Source organism: Streptomyces sp. NPDC052043, from assembly GCF_044548235.1.
GTDB lineage: Bacteria > Actinomycetota > Actinomycetes > Streptomycetales > Streptomycetaceae > Streptomyces.
Genome location: NZ_JBIUBT010000001.1, coordinates 539,663 through 553,282, shown reverse-complemented (window position 1 = coordinate 553,282; position 13,620 = coordinate 539,663). Strand labels below are relative to the sequence as shown.

General features: G+C 69.6%; 13 protein-coding genes and 1 riboswitch. Of the genes, 3 read left to right on the top strand and 10 right to left on the bottom strand.

All coding sequences use genetic code 11. From position 1 onward, the window contains the following. Positions 1–181: 181 nt before the first annotated feature. From ACIHCX_RS02440 to ACIHCX_RS02430, 3 genes are all read right to left on the bottom strand, one after another. On the bottom strand, positions 182–1,216 hold the full coding sequence (locus ACIHCX_RS02440; RefSeq protein WP_400025805.1) for an NlpC/P60 family protein: 1,035 nt from the start codon (positions 1,214–1,216) through the stop codon (positions 182–184). A gap of 238 nt (positions 1,217–1,454) precedes the next feature. Next, positions 1,455–2,804, bottom strand: coding sequence for an NYN domain-containing protein (locus tag ACIHCX_RS02435; RefSeq protein ID WP_400025803.1), 1,350 nt, complete (start codon positions 2,802–2,804; stop codon positions 1,455–1,457). Between the two features lie 65 nt (positions 2,805–2,869). After that, entirely contained in the window at positions 2,870–3,109 is a 240-nt protein-coding gene (locus ACIHCX_RS02430) for a hypothetical protein (RefSeq protein ID WP_358731098.1), read from the bottom strand. A 178-nt stretch (positions 3,110–3,287) separates the two neighbouring features. On the opposite strand from ACIHCX_RS02430, the gene ACIHCX_RS02425 reads away from it, so the two are divergent. Continuing rightward, entirely contained in the window at positions 3,288–4,040 is a 753-nt protein-coding gene (locus ACIHCX_RS02425) for a rhomboid family intramembrane serine protease (RefSeq protein ID WP_400025801.1), read from the top strand. Then, complete coding sequence (locus tag ACIHCX_RS02420; RefSeq protein WP_100572304.1) at positions 4,037–4,318, top strand: Lrp/AsnC family transcriptional regulator; 282 nt, start codon at positions 4,037–4,039, stop codon at positions 4,316–4,318. The genes ACIHCX_RS02425 and ACIHCX_RS02420 overlap by 4 nt, the downstream gene beginning before the upstream one ends. A 73-nt stretch (positions 4,319–4,391) precedes the next feature. On the opposite strand, the gene ACIHCX_RS02415 is transcribed toward ACIHCX_RS02420, so the two are convergent. The 6 genes from ACIHCX_RS02415 to ACIHCX_RS02390 all read right to left on the bottom strand — a co-directional run bounded on the left by ACIHCX_RS02415 (position 4,392) and on the right by ACIHCX_RS02390 (position 11,549). Further along, on the bottom strand, positions 4,392–5,765 hold the full coding sequence (locus tag ACIHCX_RS02415) for an aminotransferase class V-fold PLP-dependent enzyme (protein ID WP_400025798.1): 1,374 nt from the start codon (positions 5,763–5,765) through the stop codon (positions 4,392–4,394). Positions 5,766–5,928: 163 nt separating this feature from the next. Next, a riboswitch (SAM riboswitch) is annotated at positions 5,929–6,045 on the bottom strand. Positions 6,046–6,130: 85 nt separating this feature from the next. After that, entirely contained in the window at positions 6,131–7,195 is a 1,065-nt protein-coding gene (trpD, locus tag ACIHCX_RS02410) for an anthranilate phosphoribosyltransferase (RefSeq protein ID WP_400025797.1), read from the bottom strand. A gap of 148 nt (positions 7,196–7,343) precedes the next feature. After that, complete coding sequence (locus ACIHCX_RS02405; RefSeq protein WP_400025795.1) at positions 7,344–9,005, bottom strand: cytochrome bc complex cytochrome b subunit; 1,662 nt, start codon at positions 9,003–9,005, stop codon at positions 7,344–7,346. Then, positions 9,002–10,069, bottom strand: coding sequence for a Rieske 2Fe-2S domain-containing protein (locus ACIHCX_RS02400; protein ID WP_400025793.1), 1,068 nt, complete (start codon positions 10,067–10,069; stop codon positions 9,002–9,004). The genes ACIHCX_RS02405 and ACIHCX_RS02400 overlap by 4 nt, the downstream gene beginning before the upstream one ends. Continuing rightward, positions 10,066–10,875, bottom strand: a complete 810-nt coding sequence (locus ACIHCX_RS02395; RefSeq protein WP_400025791.1) for a c-type cytochrome — start codon at positions 10,873–10,875, stop codon at positions 10,066–10,068. The genes ACIHCX_RS02400 and ACIHCX_RS02395 overlap by 4 nt, the downstream gene beginning before the upstream one ends. A gap of 62 nt (positions 10,876–10,937) precedes the next feature. Further along, entirely contained in the window at positions 10,938–11,549 is a 612-nt protein-coding gene (locus tag ACIHCX_RS02390; RefSeq protein ID WP_400025789.1) for a heme-copper oxidase subunit III, read from the bottom strand. A 212-nt stretch (positions 11,550–11,761) separates the two neighbouring features. On the opposite strand from ACIHCX_RS02390, the gene ACIHCX_RS02385 reads away from it, so the two are divergent. Beyond that, positions 11,762–12,163, top strand: coding sequence for a hypothetical protein (locus ACIHCX_RS02385; protein WP_400025788.1), 402 nt, complete (start codon positions 11,762–11,764; stop codon positions 12,161–12,163). Positions 12,164–12,220: 57 nt separating this feature from the next. On the opposite strand, the gene ACIHCX_RS02380 is transcribed toward ACIHCX_RS02385, so the two are convergent. Continuing rightward, complete coding sequence (locus ACIHCX_RS02380) at positions 12,221–13,477, bottom strand: Ig-like domain-containing protein (protein WP_400025786.1); 1,257 nt, start codon at positions 13,475–13,477, stop codon at positions 12,221–12,223. Positions 13,478–13,620 lie beyond the last annotated feature (143 nt).

Below are 13,620 nucleotides of genomic sequence, written 5' to 3'. Positions count from 1 at the left end.
CGGTCCGCGGGAAACGCGTCGAGACAGTAGCCGCGCGGACATACGGCGGCCAAAGCCGCCGAGGGGGCACGGAACGCGGCCGCCCCGCCTCTGACGCAGGTCATCGGCGGGGCGCGGGGTCACCGTGAGATGGTGGGATTCGCCCGTTCGGGCGAGTACGAGGGGTGCTCCCGGGGAGGCGTCAGATGCGGACGCCGAACTGGAAGGGCATGTTGCTGATCGCCTCGTAGCGCACGACGGTGCCGGTGCGCGGGGCGTGCAGCACCTGGCCGTTGCCCGCGTAGAGGCCGACGTGGTGCTGGTCGCCGTAGAAGATGACCAGGTCGCCGACCTGGAGCTGGCTCTGCGAGTAGATCCGGGTGCCCGCGTTGGCCTGCGCCTCGGAGGTGCGCGGAATGCTGACACCGGCCTGGGCGTACGCCCAGGAGGTCAGACCCGAGCAGTCGTAGGAGGACGGGCCGGTGGCGCCGTAGACGTAGGGCGAGCCGATCTTGCTCTGGGCGGCGGTGAACGCGGCACCGGCCCGGCCGGAGGCGGGGGCGGAGTTGCTCATCTGCACGCGCTCGGAGGAGGCGCGGCTGGCCCTCGCCTGCTCCTCGGCGAGCGCGGCCTTCTCCGCGGCGGTGAGGCTGTTCAGGAGCCGCTGCGCCTCGGCGAGCTTGCCCTGGACTTCCTTCTTCTTGTTGCCCAGCTCGGTGCGGGTGGCGGCGAGGTCCTTGAGCTTCGCGGAGGCCTCGGACCGCTCCTGGGTGAGCTCGCGCTGCTTGTCCTGGATCTTCTTCAGCGCCTCGACCTGCTGGCCGCTCAACTGGTCGAGCGTGGAGGCCCTGTCGAGGTAGTCGTCCGGGTCGGAGGACAGGAAGAGCTGGAGCGAGGGGTCTATCCCGCCGGTGCGGTACTGGCCGGCGGCCATCGAACCGAGGCCGTCGCGGAGCTTGTTCAGCTCCTGCTGGCCGCGGGCGACGTTGTCCTGGATGGTGGAGATCTCCTTCTGGAGCTTCTCCTGCTTCTCCTTGGCCCCGTTGTACTTCTCGGTGGCCTGCTCCGCCTGCCCGTAGAGCTCGTCGACCTTGGACTTGACTTCGTCCTTGCTCGGCTTCGCGCTCGGGGCGGCATTCGCGGCCTGGGCACTGATGGCTACAGCCGCTGCCGCCGCGGTGGTGAGCACGGTCACGCGCGCACGGCTGGGTTGCTTGGGTCGACGGTGGGACGCCACGGAAGCGAGCTCCTTCTTCTGAGTGATCACCCGCTCGGAGGTTCGAGGCCCGACCCTAGTGACCTCATCGTGATGAATTCAAATCCTGGAGCGGAAAATCCCGTCACTCGCAGCATTCTTTGCCCATAACTCACCAGCAGTGAGGACCACTTGACCCTGCGTCGCGTGACGCTTCCGCTCAATTCGGGAATGCTGCCCGTATATTGCCCTTGAGGCTTACGTCGCCCTACGTCCGGTTTCAGCCGCGTGTGAGCCGCTTCAGCAGCACCGCCGAGGCCACCGGCCGCGCCCCCGCCCTCGCGACCCCGTCGGCGACCTCGCGGTCGGTCGAGGCGACGATCACCGGCCGGCCGGGCGGCTCGGCCCGCACCAGCTGGCGAATCAGCTCGTCCGCCGTGACCCCCGGCTTGGAGAACAGCACCCGCACACCGCGCGGCGGCGCGAGGAGCACCGGCGCGACCAGTTCGGCCCCGTCGAAGACACAGGTGACCTCGGCGCCGGTCTGCGCGGCCAGCTGCGAGAGCTGCCCCAGCAGCCTGAGCCGCTGCTTCTCCAGCGGCATCTGGGGATAGCCGGTCTTGGTGACGTTGTAGCCGTCGACGACCAGGTGCGCCTGCGGCAGCGCGAGCAGCTGGTCGAGGATCGCCGGATCGTGCTCGGACAGCGCGCGGGCGGCGATGTCCTTGGGGGACATCCGGCCCGGCTCGACCGCGTCCACGGTCTGGGCCGGCCACACCGACACCGGCGGCAGCGCCAGCTCCCGGCGCAGCCCCTGAGCCGCGTCGAGAACGGTGTCCAGCAGCAGCCGCACCCGCATGTCCTCCACGCTGCGTCCCTCACGGGCCGCCCTGCGGGCGGCCTCCAGCGCGGCCTCCGCCTCCCCCAGGCGCGCCTTGAGCCGCCGGGTCTCGCTCTCGGCGGCCGACACGTGGGCCTGTCCCTCGGCCCGCACGGCCTCGAGCTCGCCCCGCGCCTTGCGCAGCGCGGCCTCACCGCGCCTGACGTCGCTGTGCGCGGCCCGCAGCTTGCGGTGCAGCGACTCGGTCTCCTTCCGGACGGCGTCCAGCTCGGCCCGCAGCCGCTCGGTGTCGGCCCGGGTCTGCTCGCGGGCCACCGCCAGCTCGGCGCGCAGCCGTTCCAGTTCGGCCCGGCTCTCCTCGTCGGCGCGCTCGGCGTCGGCCCGCTGCGCCTCCTCGCCCGCGGCGGCGACCAGCTTCACCCAGCCCGGCGGGCGCAGCACGTAGGCGGCGGCCGCCACGTCGAGCGGATCCGCGGCCGGAGGCGGTGAGCCGGAGTCGAGGGCGTGCGACAGCTCCGGGTGGGCCTCCTTGAACTTCTCGCCGACGCGGTGGCGGAAGAGCGGATCGGTCTCCAGCGCGGCCGCCATCGCGTTGCCCGCGAACTTCGCCCGGCGGCTGGGCGTGAACCGGGCGTACTGCCGCAGCTGCGCGGGCAGCTCGACGAACGTCAGTGCCCCGAAGGCGTCGGAGACGATCTGGACGACCCGGCGGCGCACCCCGTCGGGCAGCGGACGATCGAGCACCTCGGCGGCGCCGTCGCCCGGCTCCCCGCCTTGTGTCTCCACCATCCGTCACCCCAATGCATCAAAGCCGTGCGGCCCCCGCAGGGGTCACCTGTGCGGGCCCGCTCCGCTCAGGAGCCGGTGCCCGGCCTGTCCACGAGTTCCACCTGGTCCACCGCGTTGCACCAGCGACAACGCACTGACTCGATCGTCTCACTGACCACCTCGCGCTCCTCGACCTGCGGCTCTCCGGCCAGGTCGAGGTGGACGTACTCGACGACCTTCGACGAGCGGGTCACGTCGAAACGGGTGAGGTTGCCACACAGGGTGCAGCGCCACCGCGTCGTGGCGGTCGGCAGGGGAACCGTCATCGTGACTGTTCGCTTCCTTCTGAGTCCGTGTCTCTGTCTGTGTCGGTGTCCGTGAAGCGCCAGCTTCCCTGGGCGTGTGGCACGTAACCCTACGGCCTGGCGGTGACTCGGCGCCGGTCCGTCCACGGCGGCGAGGCGGTCTGTGCGGTTGCGTCCCGGTACGCCATGCTCTGTGCACATGATCGGCAACAGGTACCCGGTAGCTGCCCGGGCGATCAGAGCGGTACGGGCGGTACGGGGCATGCAGGCGCCGGTGACGTGCGCCCTGATCGTCCTGTGCTGCCTCGTCTTCGTGGCCGGCCCCGCGTCGGGCCTCAATCCCTCCTACGGCACCGGGGACGCGCTGCTGCTCGCCCAGCGGGCCTACTTCCAGCGGTGGGGCGTGATCCCCGCCGATCTGTTCACCGGCTCACCCCGGGCCGCCCTCACCCCCGCGACGGCCCTGTTCGTGCACGGCAGCTGGGTGCACCTGCTCGGCAACATGCTCTTCCTCCACGTCTTCGGGGCGATGACCGAGGAGCGCATGGGCCGCGTCCGGTTCGCGCTGTTCTACGTCGGCTGCGGCTATCTGGCCCTGGTGGGCTACGCGGTCGCCAACGCGGGCTCCGGGCAGAGCCTGGTCGGGGCCTCGGGCGCGATCTCGGCGGTCCTCGGCGCGTTTCTCCACCTGTTCCCCAGCGCACGGGTGACCAGTCTCTTCCCGTTCCTGTTCTTCCTGCCCCTGCGTTTTCCCGCGTGGGTCGTGCTGCCCTTCTGGGCGGCCCTGCAGTGGCTGTCCGCCGAACACGCGGCCGACGGACCGCAGGTCGCCTACCTGGCCCACGTGGTGGGCTTCACCCTGGGCTTCGCCTGCGCGTGGGTCTGGTTCGGCCGGAAGACTAGAGTGAGGGCCGCCCCTGCTCCGGCCCCCGAGGGAGAGAACCAGCCGTGATCACCGCGATCGTCCTCATCAAGACCAGCGTGGACCGGATCCCTGAGATCGCCGAGCAGATCGCGTCACTGGACTCGGTCAGCGAGGTCTTCTCCGTCACCGGCACGTACGACCTGATCGCCATGGTCCGGGTGCGGCAGCACGAGGACCTGGCGGAGGTCATCCCGGGGCGGATCAGCAAGATCCCGGGCGTCGAGGGGACGGACACGCACGTGGCCTTCCGCACCTACTCGCAGCACGACCTGGAGGCGGCGTTCGCCATCGGCCTGGACTCCTGACCGGCCCCTGGCTCCGTGGATCCTGGTGGGTCCTGTCGTCACGTTCCCCTGACGACAGGACCCGGCGGGCGGATCACACCGCGGGGACGCAGCGGCCGTCCTCCGTGCGGTACGTCCACTTCGCGCCGTCCCTGACCAGTTCCCGCACCGCCGCCACGAAGCGGTCCACGTGCTCGTCGGGCGTGCCCGCGCCGAAGCTCACGCGGATGGCGTTGAGGGACTTCTCGCCCGGGGCCGCCTCGGGCGCACCGCACTCGCCCTGGCTCTGCGGATCGCCGCCCAGCAGGGTGCGGACCAGGGGGTGGGCGCAGAAGAGGCCGTCGCGGACGCCGATGCCGTACTCGGCGGAGAGGGCGGCGGCGAAGTGGGAGCTGTTCCAGCCCGCCACGACGAAGGAGAGCACCCCGACCCGCGGGGCGTCGTCGCCGAACAGGGAGAGCACCCTGACCTCGGGCACCTCGGCGAGCCCGGCCCGCACCCTGCGGATCAGGTACCGCTCGCGCGCGACGAGGTCGTCGAAGCCGGCCTCGGTCAGCGCCGTGCAGGCCGAGGCGAGGGCGTAGGCGCCGATGACGTTCGGGGAGCCGGCCTCGTGGCGGGCGGCCGACTCGTGCCAGCGCACGTCCACGGACCCGTCCGCGCGCCGCGCCACCGTACGGCTCGCGCCGCCGCCCGCGAGGTACGGCTCGGCCTCGCGCAGCCAGTCGGCGCGGCCGGCCAGGACGCCGGAGCCGAAGGGGGCGTACAGCTTGTGCCCGGAGAAGGCGACCCAGTCGACGTCGAGGTCGCGGACGGACACCGGGTGGTGCGGGGCGAGCTGGGCGGCGTCCAGGACGATCCGGGCGCCGTGCGCGTGGGCGGCGGCGGCCAACTCGCGTACGGGCCACAGCTCGCCGGTGACGTTGGAGGCGCCGGTGACGCACACCAGGGCCGGGCCGTGGGGGGCGCGGTCGGCCAGGGCCCGCTCCAGGGTCGCCACGGCCCGCTCGGGGGTGCGCGGGGCGTCGAGGTAGGTCACCCGCGCGTCCCGCCACGGAAGCAGCGAGGCGTGGTGCTCGGTCTCGAAGACGAAGACCTGGCAGTCCGCGGGCAGCGCGCGGGCGAGCAGGTTGAGGGAGTCGGTGGTGGACCGGGTGAAGACGACCTGGTCCTCCGCACGGCAGTCGAGGAACGCCGCGACGGTCTTCCGGGCGTTCTCGAACAGGTCGGTGGAGAGCTGGGAGAGGTAGCCGGCGCCGCGGTGGACGCTGCCGTAGTACGGCGCGTACGCCGCCACGTCGTCCCAGACCCGCTGGAGGGCCGGCGCGCTGGCCGCGTAGTCGAGCGCCGCGTAGGTGACCTCCCCACCGGTGACGAGCGGCACGGTGACGTCCCGGCCCAGCACGGGCAGCGGCTCCGGGATGTCCTGGCGAACGGACTGGTCGGCGGCAACGGTGGACACGGACATGGGTGAACTCCCGTGGAAGCAGGCGGCATCGCCACGCGAGCGGGTACGGCTCGAGCGTGGAGAAGGGTGAAAGGGGGATGCGGAGGCGGGGCTCTACGCCCTAACGCATTCGCTTGCTCACGGGAGGCTCCCTCGTACGACCAGGACCCCTGGTGACGCGAGGGGTCCGCGCTTGCCGTAGGCCTCGCTGCCTACGGCCTGGTCTTCACCCGGGGCACCCCGCCACGGACGGAGGGTTGCCGGACAGCCGGCCGGGGCCACATGGCTGTCACTCATGACCTGGTTCAGCATCCTGCCACACGCTCTTCCACGCGCAAGGCGCGGTCCGGATCGTGGACCGCGCCCTGCGGCGGGAGGTTCGGGGCTCAGGCGTTGCTGGCGGCCACCCAGCGCTCCAGCGTGCGCTTGGCGGACCCGGAGTCGATCGACTCCGCCGCGCGGTCCATACCGGCCCGGATCTGCTCGGCGAGGGAGCCAGGGCCCGGCCGCAGGGCCACCAGCGCCGCCGCGGAGTTCAGCAGGACGGCGTCCCGTACGGGTCCCTGCTCGCCGTCCAGCAGGCGCCGGGCCACCTCGGCGTTGTACGAGGCGTCCCCGCCGCGCAGCGCCTCCACGGGCACCAGCGCGATGCCGACGTCCCGCGGGTCGAAGCGCTCCTGGGTCACCTTGCCGTCCCGGACGATCCAGACCTGGGAGGTGGCGGTCGTGGTGAGCTCGTCGAGGCCGTCGTCGCCCCGGAAGACCAGGGAGGAGTGGCCGCGCTCGGCGAAGACACCGGCGACGACCGGTGCCATGCGCGGGTCCGCGACGCCCACGGCCTGGGCCCGCACCCTGGCCGGGTTGGTCAGCGGGCCGAGCACGTTGAAGACCGTGCGGATGGCGAGCTGGCCGCGGGCGGCGCCCGCGTGGCGCAGCGCCGGGTGGAACTTGATCGCGAAGCAGAAGGTGATTCCGGCCTCCTGCGCGACCTCGGCCACCCTCCGCGGCGTCAGCTCCAGATTGACGCCGAGCTTCTCCAGCACGTCGGAGGCCCCGGAGGCGGAGGACGCGGCCCGGTTGCCGTGCTTGACGACACTGGCGCCCGTACCGGCCACGACGATCGAGGACATGGTGGAGATGTTCACGGTCTTGGCGCCGTCTCCGCCGGTACCGACGATGTCGACGGTCGCGCCGGGCACCTCGATCACGTTGGCGTGCTCGTACATGGTGCGGACCAGGCCTGTGATCTCCTCGACCGTCTCGCCCTTGGCCCGCAGGGCCACCACGAACCCGGCGATCTGCGCGTCGGTCGCCTCACCGCGCATGATCAGGTCCATCGCCCACGCGGTCTCGTCGGCGGTGAGGTTCCGGCCGTCCAGCAGGCCGTTCAGCAGGGCGGGCCAGGAACGGCCCGCCGCGGTGTTGCCTCCTGCGGGGGTCACAGCGTTCATCTGCCGCTCCTGGGTCGGTGTCCCGTACTGCGGGGACGCGAGTCTCGAACAGGTCCACCCTATCCAGCCCCGGACACAGCGAAGGGCCCCGTCCGGAGATCGGACGGGGCCCTTCGACCGTGGCGTGGCGACGCTCAGCGGTCAGTGATCAGTGGTGGCCGTGGCCGCTCGTGATCTCCTTGTACTCCTCGACGGTCGGCTTCTGGATCTGGTTGTCCTCGCCGTAGTACGCGTTGCTGAGCTTGGCGCGCAGCTTCTGCGTGCCCTTGATCTTGCGCTCGACGCCGTTCTTGTCGACCGTCGGGCCGACCTGGGCCGGCTCGTACTGGTCGTGCGCCGTGAGCGTGAAGAGCTGCTCCTGGCTGAGCGGCTCGTGGACCTCGATGAACTCACCGTGCGGCAGGCGCTTGATGATGCCGGTCTCGCGACCGTGCAGCACCTTCTCCTTGTCGCGGCGCTGGAGGCCGAGGCAGATCCGCTTGGTGACGACGAACGCGATGACCGGTCCGACGAAGAAGCCGATCCGGACGAACCAGGTGACCGCGTTGATCGACAGGTGGAAGTGCGTGGCCCACAGGTCGTTGCCGCCGCCGACCAGCGTGATCATGTACATCGTGATCCAGGCGACACCGAACGCCGTACGCGTCGGGGCGTTGCGCGGGCGGTCCAGGATGTGGTGCTCGCGCTTGTCGCCGGTGATCCAGGACTCGACGAACGGGTAGACCGCCAGCGCCGCCAGGACCAGGCCGAAGAGGACCAGCGGGATGAACACGCCCAGGACCAGCGTGTGGCCCCAGAAGTTGACTTCCCAGCCCGGCATGAAGCGGACCAGACCCTCGGCGAAGCCCATGTACCAGTCGGGCTGGGCGCCGGTGGACACCTGGTCCGGACGGTACGGGCCGATCACCCAGATCGCGTTGATCTCCACGACCGCCGCGATGATCGCGAGGACACCGAAGACCAGGAAGAAGAAGCCGCCGGCCTTGGCCATGTACACCGGCAGCAGCGGCATGCCGACGACGTTCTTGTTGCTCTTGCCGGGGCCCGCGAACTGCGTGTGCTTGTGGTAGAAGACCAGGATCAGGTGGGCGACCACCAGACCCAGCATGATGCCCGGCAGCAGCAGGATGTGGATCGAGTAGAACCGCGCCACGAAGTCGTGGCCGGGGAACTCGCCGCCGAAGAGGAAGTACGAGATGTACGTGCCGACGATCGGCATGGACAGGATCGCACCCTCGGTGAAGCGGACACCGGTGCCGGAGAGCAGGTCGTCCGGGAGCGAGTAACCGGTGAAGCCGGTGAACATGCCCAGGGCGAACAGCAGGAAGCCGAACAGCCAGTTGATCTCACGCGGCTTGCGGAACGCGCCGGTGAAGAACACGCGCATCATGTGCACGAACATGCCGGCCAGGAAGATCAACGCGGCCCAGTGGTGGATCTGCCGGATGAGCAGACCACCGCGCACCTCGAGGGAGATGTGCATGGTCGAGTTGAAGGCCTCGCTCACCAGCTGACCCTGCAGCGGCACGTACGAGCCGTTGTACACCACCTCGTTCATCGACGGGTGGAAGAACAGCGTCAGGTACACACCCGTGAGGATGATGATGATGAAGCTGTACAGGCACACTTCGCCCAACATGAACGACCAGTGGTCGGGGAAGATCTTGCGCATGTTGGCCTTGGCCAGGGAGTAGATCCCGAGCCGGCCGTCGGCCCAGTCGGCGATCCTCTCGCCGGCCGGTGCCTGCCCACGAGAGCGGCCCGCCCCGTCGGCGCCAGACGGATTCGTGTTGGCTGCTGAAGTACTCATCCGCGCTCCCAGAATGCAGGACCGACGGGCTCCTCGAAGTCGCCGAGCGCCTGGAGGTAACCCTCGCTGTCCACGCCGATGCGCAGCTGCGGCAGAGCGTGGCCGGCGGGGCCGAAGATCACTCGGGCGCCGTCGGAGAGGTCGAAGGTGGACTGGTGGCACGGGCACAGGGCGTGGTGCGTCTGCTGCTCGTACAGGGAGATCGGGCAACCCACGTGGGTGCAGATCTTCGAGAAGGCGACGATGCCCTCGTGGCCCCAGTCGAGTTCGCGCTTGTCCTTGATGTCGGCCGGCTCGAGCCGGATGATCATCAGGGCCGCCTTGCCGATCTCGTTGGCGAAGTCCTCGTCCGTCTCCTTCAGACCGTCGGGCATCGCGAAGGTGAGCGAGCCGACCGAGACGTCCTCAGGGCGCAGCGGCAGGTTGGTGTTCATGTTGACGAGGCGCTTGCCCTTGGCCCACAGCGTGTGGCGCAGGCTGGTCCCGGGCAGCGGGCCCAGGTCGCGCAGCAGCATGACGCCGGACAGCGGCACCAGCGTGAGCGCGCCGAGCATCGTGTTGCGGATCAGCTTGCGCCGGCCGATCACCGACTCCTTGGCGCCCTGCTTGAAGTCCGCGTGGACCTTCGCACGGACCTCGGGGGACGCCGCGATCGGGTGACGCTCGTCGGCGACCTCGACGTCGGACATCAGGGTGCGGGCCCAGTGGACCGCGCCCGCGCCGATCGCGAACAGCGCCACGCCCAGCGTCAGGCCGAGCGCGAAGTTCAGCGCGCTGATGTGCCCGATCGGGAAGACGAAGATCGACTTGTCGTGCGGGATCGTCACGTAGGAGGCGATGAAGCCGATGGTGGCCAGCATCGACACCGTGAACATCAGGGCGACGGTGCGCTCGGACCGCTTGGCCGCCCGCTCGTCGATGTCCTGGATCCGGTGCTCGTGGGGCGGCAGTCCCGGGTCGGCGAACGGGGCCCGCTCGTCCGCCACGGAGACCGCGCCACGCGCGTGCTCGTGGGCTTCCTGCTCTGCGGGCAGGTTCTCTTCAGGAATGTCTTGGCTACTCATGACTTCTTGGCCTTTGCGGTCCGAGCGGCGACCCAGACGGCGACCGCGACAAGGGCACCCAGTCCGAAGATCCAGGCGAACAGACCCTCGGTGACCGGTCCGAGGCCACCCAGGTCCATACCGCCCGGGGTCGTGGTCTCGTCACCGTTGACCGCGTCGAGGTACGCGATGATGTCCTTCTTGTTCTTCTCCGTCAGCAGCGTGTCGGGGAAGGAAGGCATGTTCTGCGGGCCGGTCTGCATGGCCTCGTAGATGTGCTTGTTGCTCACACCCGTGAGGTTCGGGGCGAACTTGCCGTGCGTCAGCGCACCGCCCTTGCCGGTGAAGTTGTGGCACTGGGCGCAGTTGGTGCGGAACAGCTCACCGCCCTTGGCGGCGTCCGCGCCCTCGGGGCTGTACTGGTTCTTCGTCGGCACGGTGGGGCCGGCGCCCAGGGACGCGATGTACGCGGCGAGCTGGTCGATCTCGGCCTGGTTGTAGATGACCTTCTTGCGCGGGATCTGCGCGCCCGGCTGCTGGGCCGGCATCCGGCCGGTGCCCACCTGGAAGTCGACCGCCGCGGCGCCCACGCCCACCAGGCTGGGACCGTCAGTGGTGCCCTGCCCACCGGTGCCGTGGCAGCTGGCGCAGCCGACCAGGTAGAGCTTCCTGCCCTCCTCAATGGTGAGGGACTGGGCGGTGTCCTCGGCCTTCGCCTTGCTCGCGGGCGCGAACGCGGTGTACAGCCCCCCAGTGGCCGCCAGCGCGAAAAGTAGGACGACGACCGCCGCCAGCGGATGGCGTCGTCGTGCGGAGAGCTTTTTCACGGATTACCCCGGTGTCAGGATCTTCTGCGTCGATGCTTTGCGGACTTGAATCGGTTCGTCGGCTACTTGATCAGGTAGATCGTGGCGAAGAGTCCGATCCAGACGACATCGACGAAGTGCCAGTAGTAGGACACGACGATGGCCGCGGTCGCCTGCTCGTGGGTGAACCTCTTGGCCGCGTAGGTACGGCCGAGGACCAGCAGGAAGGCGATGAGGCCGCCCGTCACATGCAGCCCGTGGAAGCCTGTGGTCAGGTAGAACACCGAGCCGTACGGGTCGGAGGACAGGGAGATGCCCTCGTGCTTCACCAGCTCGGTGTACTCGAAGATCTGACCGCCGATGAAGATCGCACCCATGATGAAGGTGACGATGAACCAGCCCCGGAGCTTCTTCACGTCACCGCGCTCGGCGGCGAAGACGCCGAGCTGGCAGGTGAGTGAGGAGAGCACCAGGATCGTGGTGTTCACCGACGAGAAGGGGACGTTGAGAGCGCCCGCCATCTCCTTCCAGTGCGCCGGACCCGTCACCGAGCGCAGGGTGAAGTACATCGCGAAGAGGGCCGCGAAGAACATCAGCTCGGAACTCAGCCAAATGATGGTTCCGACGCTGGTGAGGTTCGGTCGGTTGACCGACGGGTGCGCGTGCCCGGTTTCTACTGTCGTTGCTGTCGCCACGCCGACATTATGTCGGTCGCTTATCCCGCCCTCACCCCGGGGGGTGCCGTTCGGAGTGTCCGAGGGGTGTGCCCTGCCCGAACGGCCCCTCGAAGGGCCGTTCCAAACCGGTGTCTACCACGAGTTGAAGGGGGTAGCATCCGCGCCATCGGTACCCGGAAGTTCCCGACAGTTCCCGACGGGGTTTCCCCGACCAACGACGCGGAGGAACAATGCAGGCGACCGCCACGGTGCTGGTCTACAGCGACGACGCCAACACCCGCGAGCAGGTGCGGCTGGCCTGCGGCCGGCGGCCGGCCCCGGACGCCCCCGTGGTGGAGTTCCTGGAGTGCGCCACACCCGCCGCGGTCCTCAAGGAGCTGGACCGGGGCGGCATCGACGTCTGCGTGCTGGACGGTGAGGCCGTGCCCATGGGCGGCATGGGGATGTGCCGCCAGATCAAGGACGAGGTCTTCAACTGCCCGCCGGTGCTGCTGCTCATCGGGCGTCCGCAGGACGCGTGGCTGGCCACGTGGAGCCGGGCGGACGCGGCGGTCACCCATCCGGTGGAGCCGGTGGAGTTCGCCTCCGCTCTGGCGTCCCTGCTGCGCAGGAAGGCGCTGAGCGGCGTCTGAGGCCCTCGGACGGGGGCCGGCGGACCCGGCCCCCGTCCTTCGCCCCCCGCCCCCGTCTCACGTGCTCTGCGGGGTCAGCCGCGCCTTGTTCTGCGCCCTGACGCCGTCGGCGCCAGAGCTGATGGCGCTGCCCTGGACCCACTTCTGCCAGGGCATGTTCCAGTCGCCGAAGCCGTTGTCGAAGAGTTCCATCTCGTGGCCGGCGGAGTTGACGACCTGGACCAGGTCGCCCTCGTGGATCATGTTGAAGAACCAGGAGGCGTTGGGGGTGCTCATGCCGGTGCAGCCGTGGCTGACGTTGGCCGATCCCTGGGAGCCGACGGACCACGGGGCGGCGTGGACGTACTCGCCGCTCCAGGTGACCCGGGTGGCGTAGTACACTGGCAGGTCGTACGAGTCCGAGGAGCCCGCGGCGATGCCGACGGTGGAGCTCTTCATCTGTACGTAGTACTGCTTGGCCAGGACGACCTTGATCCCGTTGCGGGTCTCGAAGCCGGGCTTGCCGGTGGTGATGGGGATGTCCTTGATCTTCTCGTCGTTCTTGTAGACCGTCAGCAGGTGCTTGGCGGCGTCCGTGAGCGCCACGACGCGGTCACCCGTGGTGATCTTCAGCGGTTTGGCCTTGCCGCCCCGCATCCGGTCGCTGATCTTGATGTTCTCCAGGTTGCTGTGCGCCTCGACGGTGGCGTGGGCGGGCCAGTAGTCCTGCGGGCGGTAGTGGAGTTCCTTGTCGCTCACCCAGTACCAGGAGCCCTGCACGGCGGGTGTGGAGTCGACCCTGAGGGCGCGCTCGACGACGGCCCGCTGGGCCTTGTCCTTGACGGGCTGGTCGAGTTCGGCCGTGATGGGCTGGCCGACGCCGTAGGTGCCCGCCTCCGGCCCGAACTTGACGTTCAGGAGCTGTTGGCCCTTGGGCTTGTCCGTGTCGAACGTGAGGACCTTGCGGCCGGGTCTTCCGGCCTCGTCCTCGGTGCTCACCCGGATCGTGTAGTGGGCGCTCGCGGCCAGCGGTGAGGTGCTGTGCCAGCGGCTGCCGTCGGCGTCCAGTTCGCCGGACACGTAGCGACCCGTGGCGTCCATGGCCGAGACGTCCGTGATCCGTCCGTCGCCGCCCTGAGTCGTGACTTCCAGGGGCTTGTCCGGGTCGGCTTTCTTCCCGGCTTCCTGGGGGCCGCTGAAGGAGATCTGGTCCGTCGCGTCGTACGGGTGGGCGGCCAGCGGGTTGCCGTCCGCGCCGCAGGCGGTGGCACTCGTGCCGATGGCGGCGACCAGCAGGGCGGCTCCCGCTCCGCGGGAAATCACTGTGGTGCTCATGCCCTCACGCTAAGGACCTTCGTCACCTCCGGCACGGTGGATCACCCGTTCGAGGGAATTTCGGCGAGGCTTGCTGAGCCAAAAGAAGGAGTCCGGACTCTCCAGGTGGAGAGTCCGGACTCCCTGGTGTTCAGCGATGCCCG

What these genes read in the sequence shown, in the direction of transcription:
- ACIHCX_RS02380 (WP_400025786.1), bottom strand. Translation starts at nt 13,477, where the DNA reads ATGAGCACCACAGTGATTTCCCGCGGAGCGGGAGCCGCCCTGCTGGTC.
- ACIHCX_RS02405 (WP_400025795.1), bottom strand. Translation starts at nt 9,005, where the DNA reads ATGAGTACTTCAGCAGCCAACACGAATCCGTCTGGCGCCGACGGGGCG.
- ACIHCX_RS02430 (WP_358731098.1), bottom strand. Translation starts at nt 3,109, where the DNA reads ATGACGGTTCCCCTGCCGACCGCCACGACGCGGTGGCGCTGCACCCTG.
- ACIHCX_RS02435 (WP_400025803.1), bottom strand. Translation starts at nt 2,804, where the DNA reads ATGGTGGAGACACAAGGCGGGGAGCCGGGCGACGGCGCCGCCGAGGTG.
- trpD (WP_400025797.1), bottom strand. Translation starts at nt 7,195, where the DNA reads ATGAACGCTGTGACCCCCGCAGGAGGCAACACCGCGGCGGGCCGTTCC.
- ACIHCX_RS02425 (WP_400025801.1), top strand. Translation starts at nt 3,288, where the DNA reads ATGATCGGCAACAGGTACCCGGTAGCTGCCCGGGCGATCAGAGCGGTA.
- ACIHCX_RS02400 (WP_400025793.1), bottom strand. Translation starts at nt 10,069, where the DNA reads ATGAGTAGCCAAGACATTCCTGAAGAGAACCTGCCCGCAGAGCAGGAA.
- ACIHCX_RS02415 (WP_400025798.1), bottom strand. Translation starts at nt 5,765, where the DNA reads ATGTCCGTGTCCACCGTTGCCGCCGACCAGTCCGTTCGCCAGGACATC.
- ACIHCX_RS02385 (WP_400025788.1), top strand. Translation starts at nt 11,762, where the DNA reads ATGCAGGCGACCGCCACGGTGCTGGTCTACAGCGACGACGCCAACACC.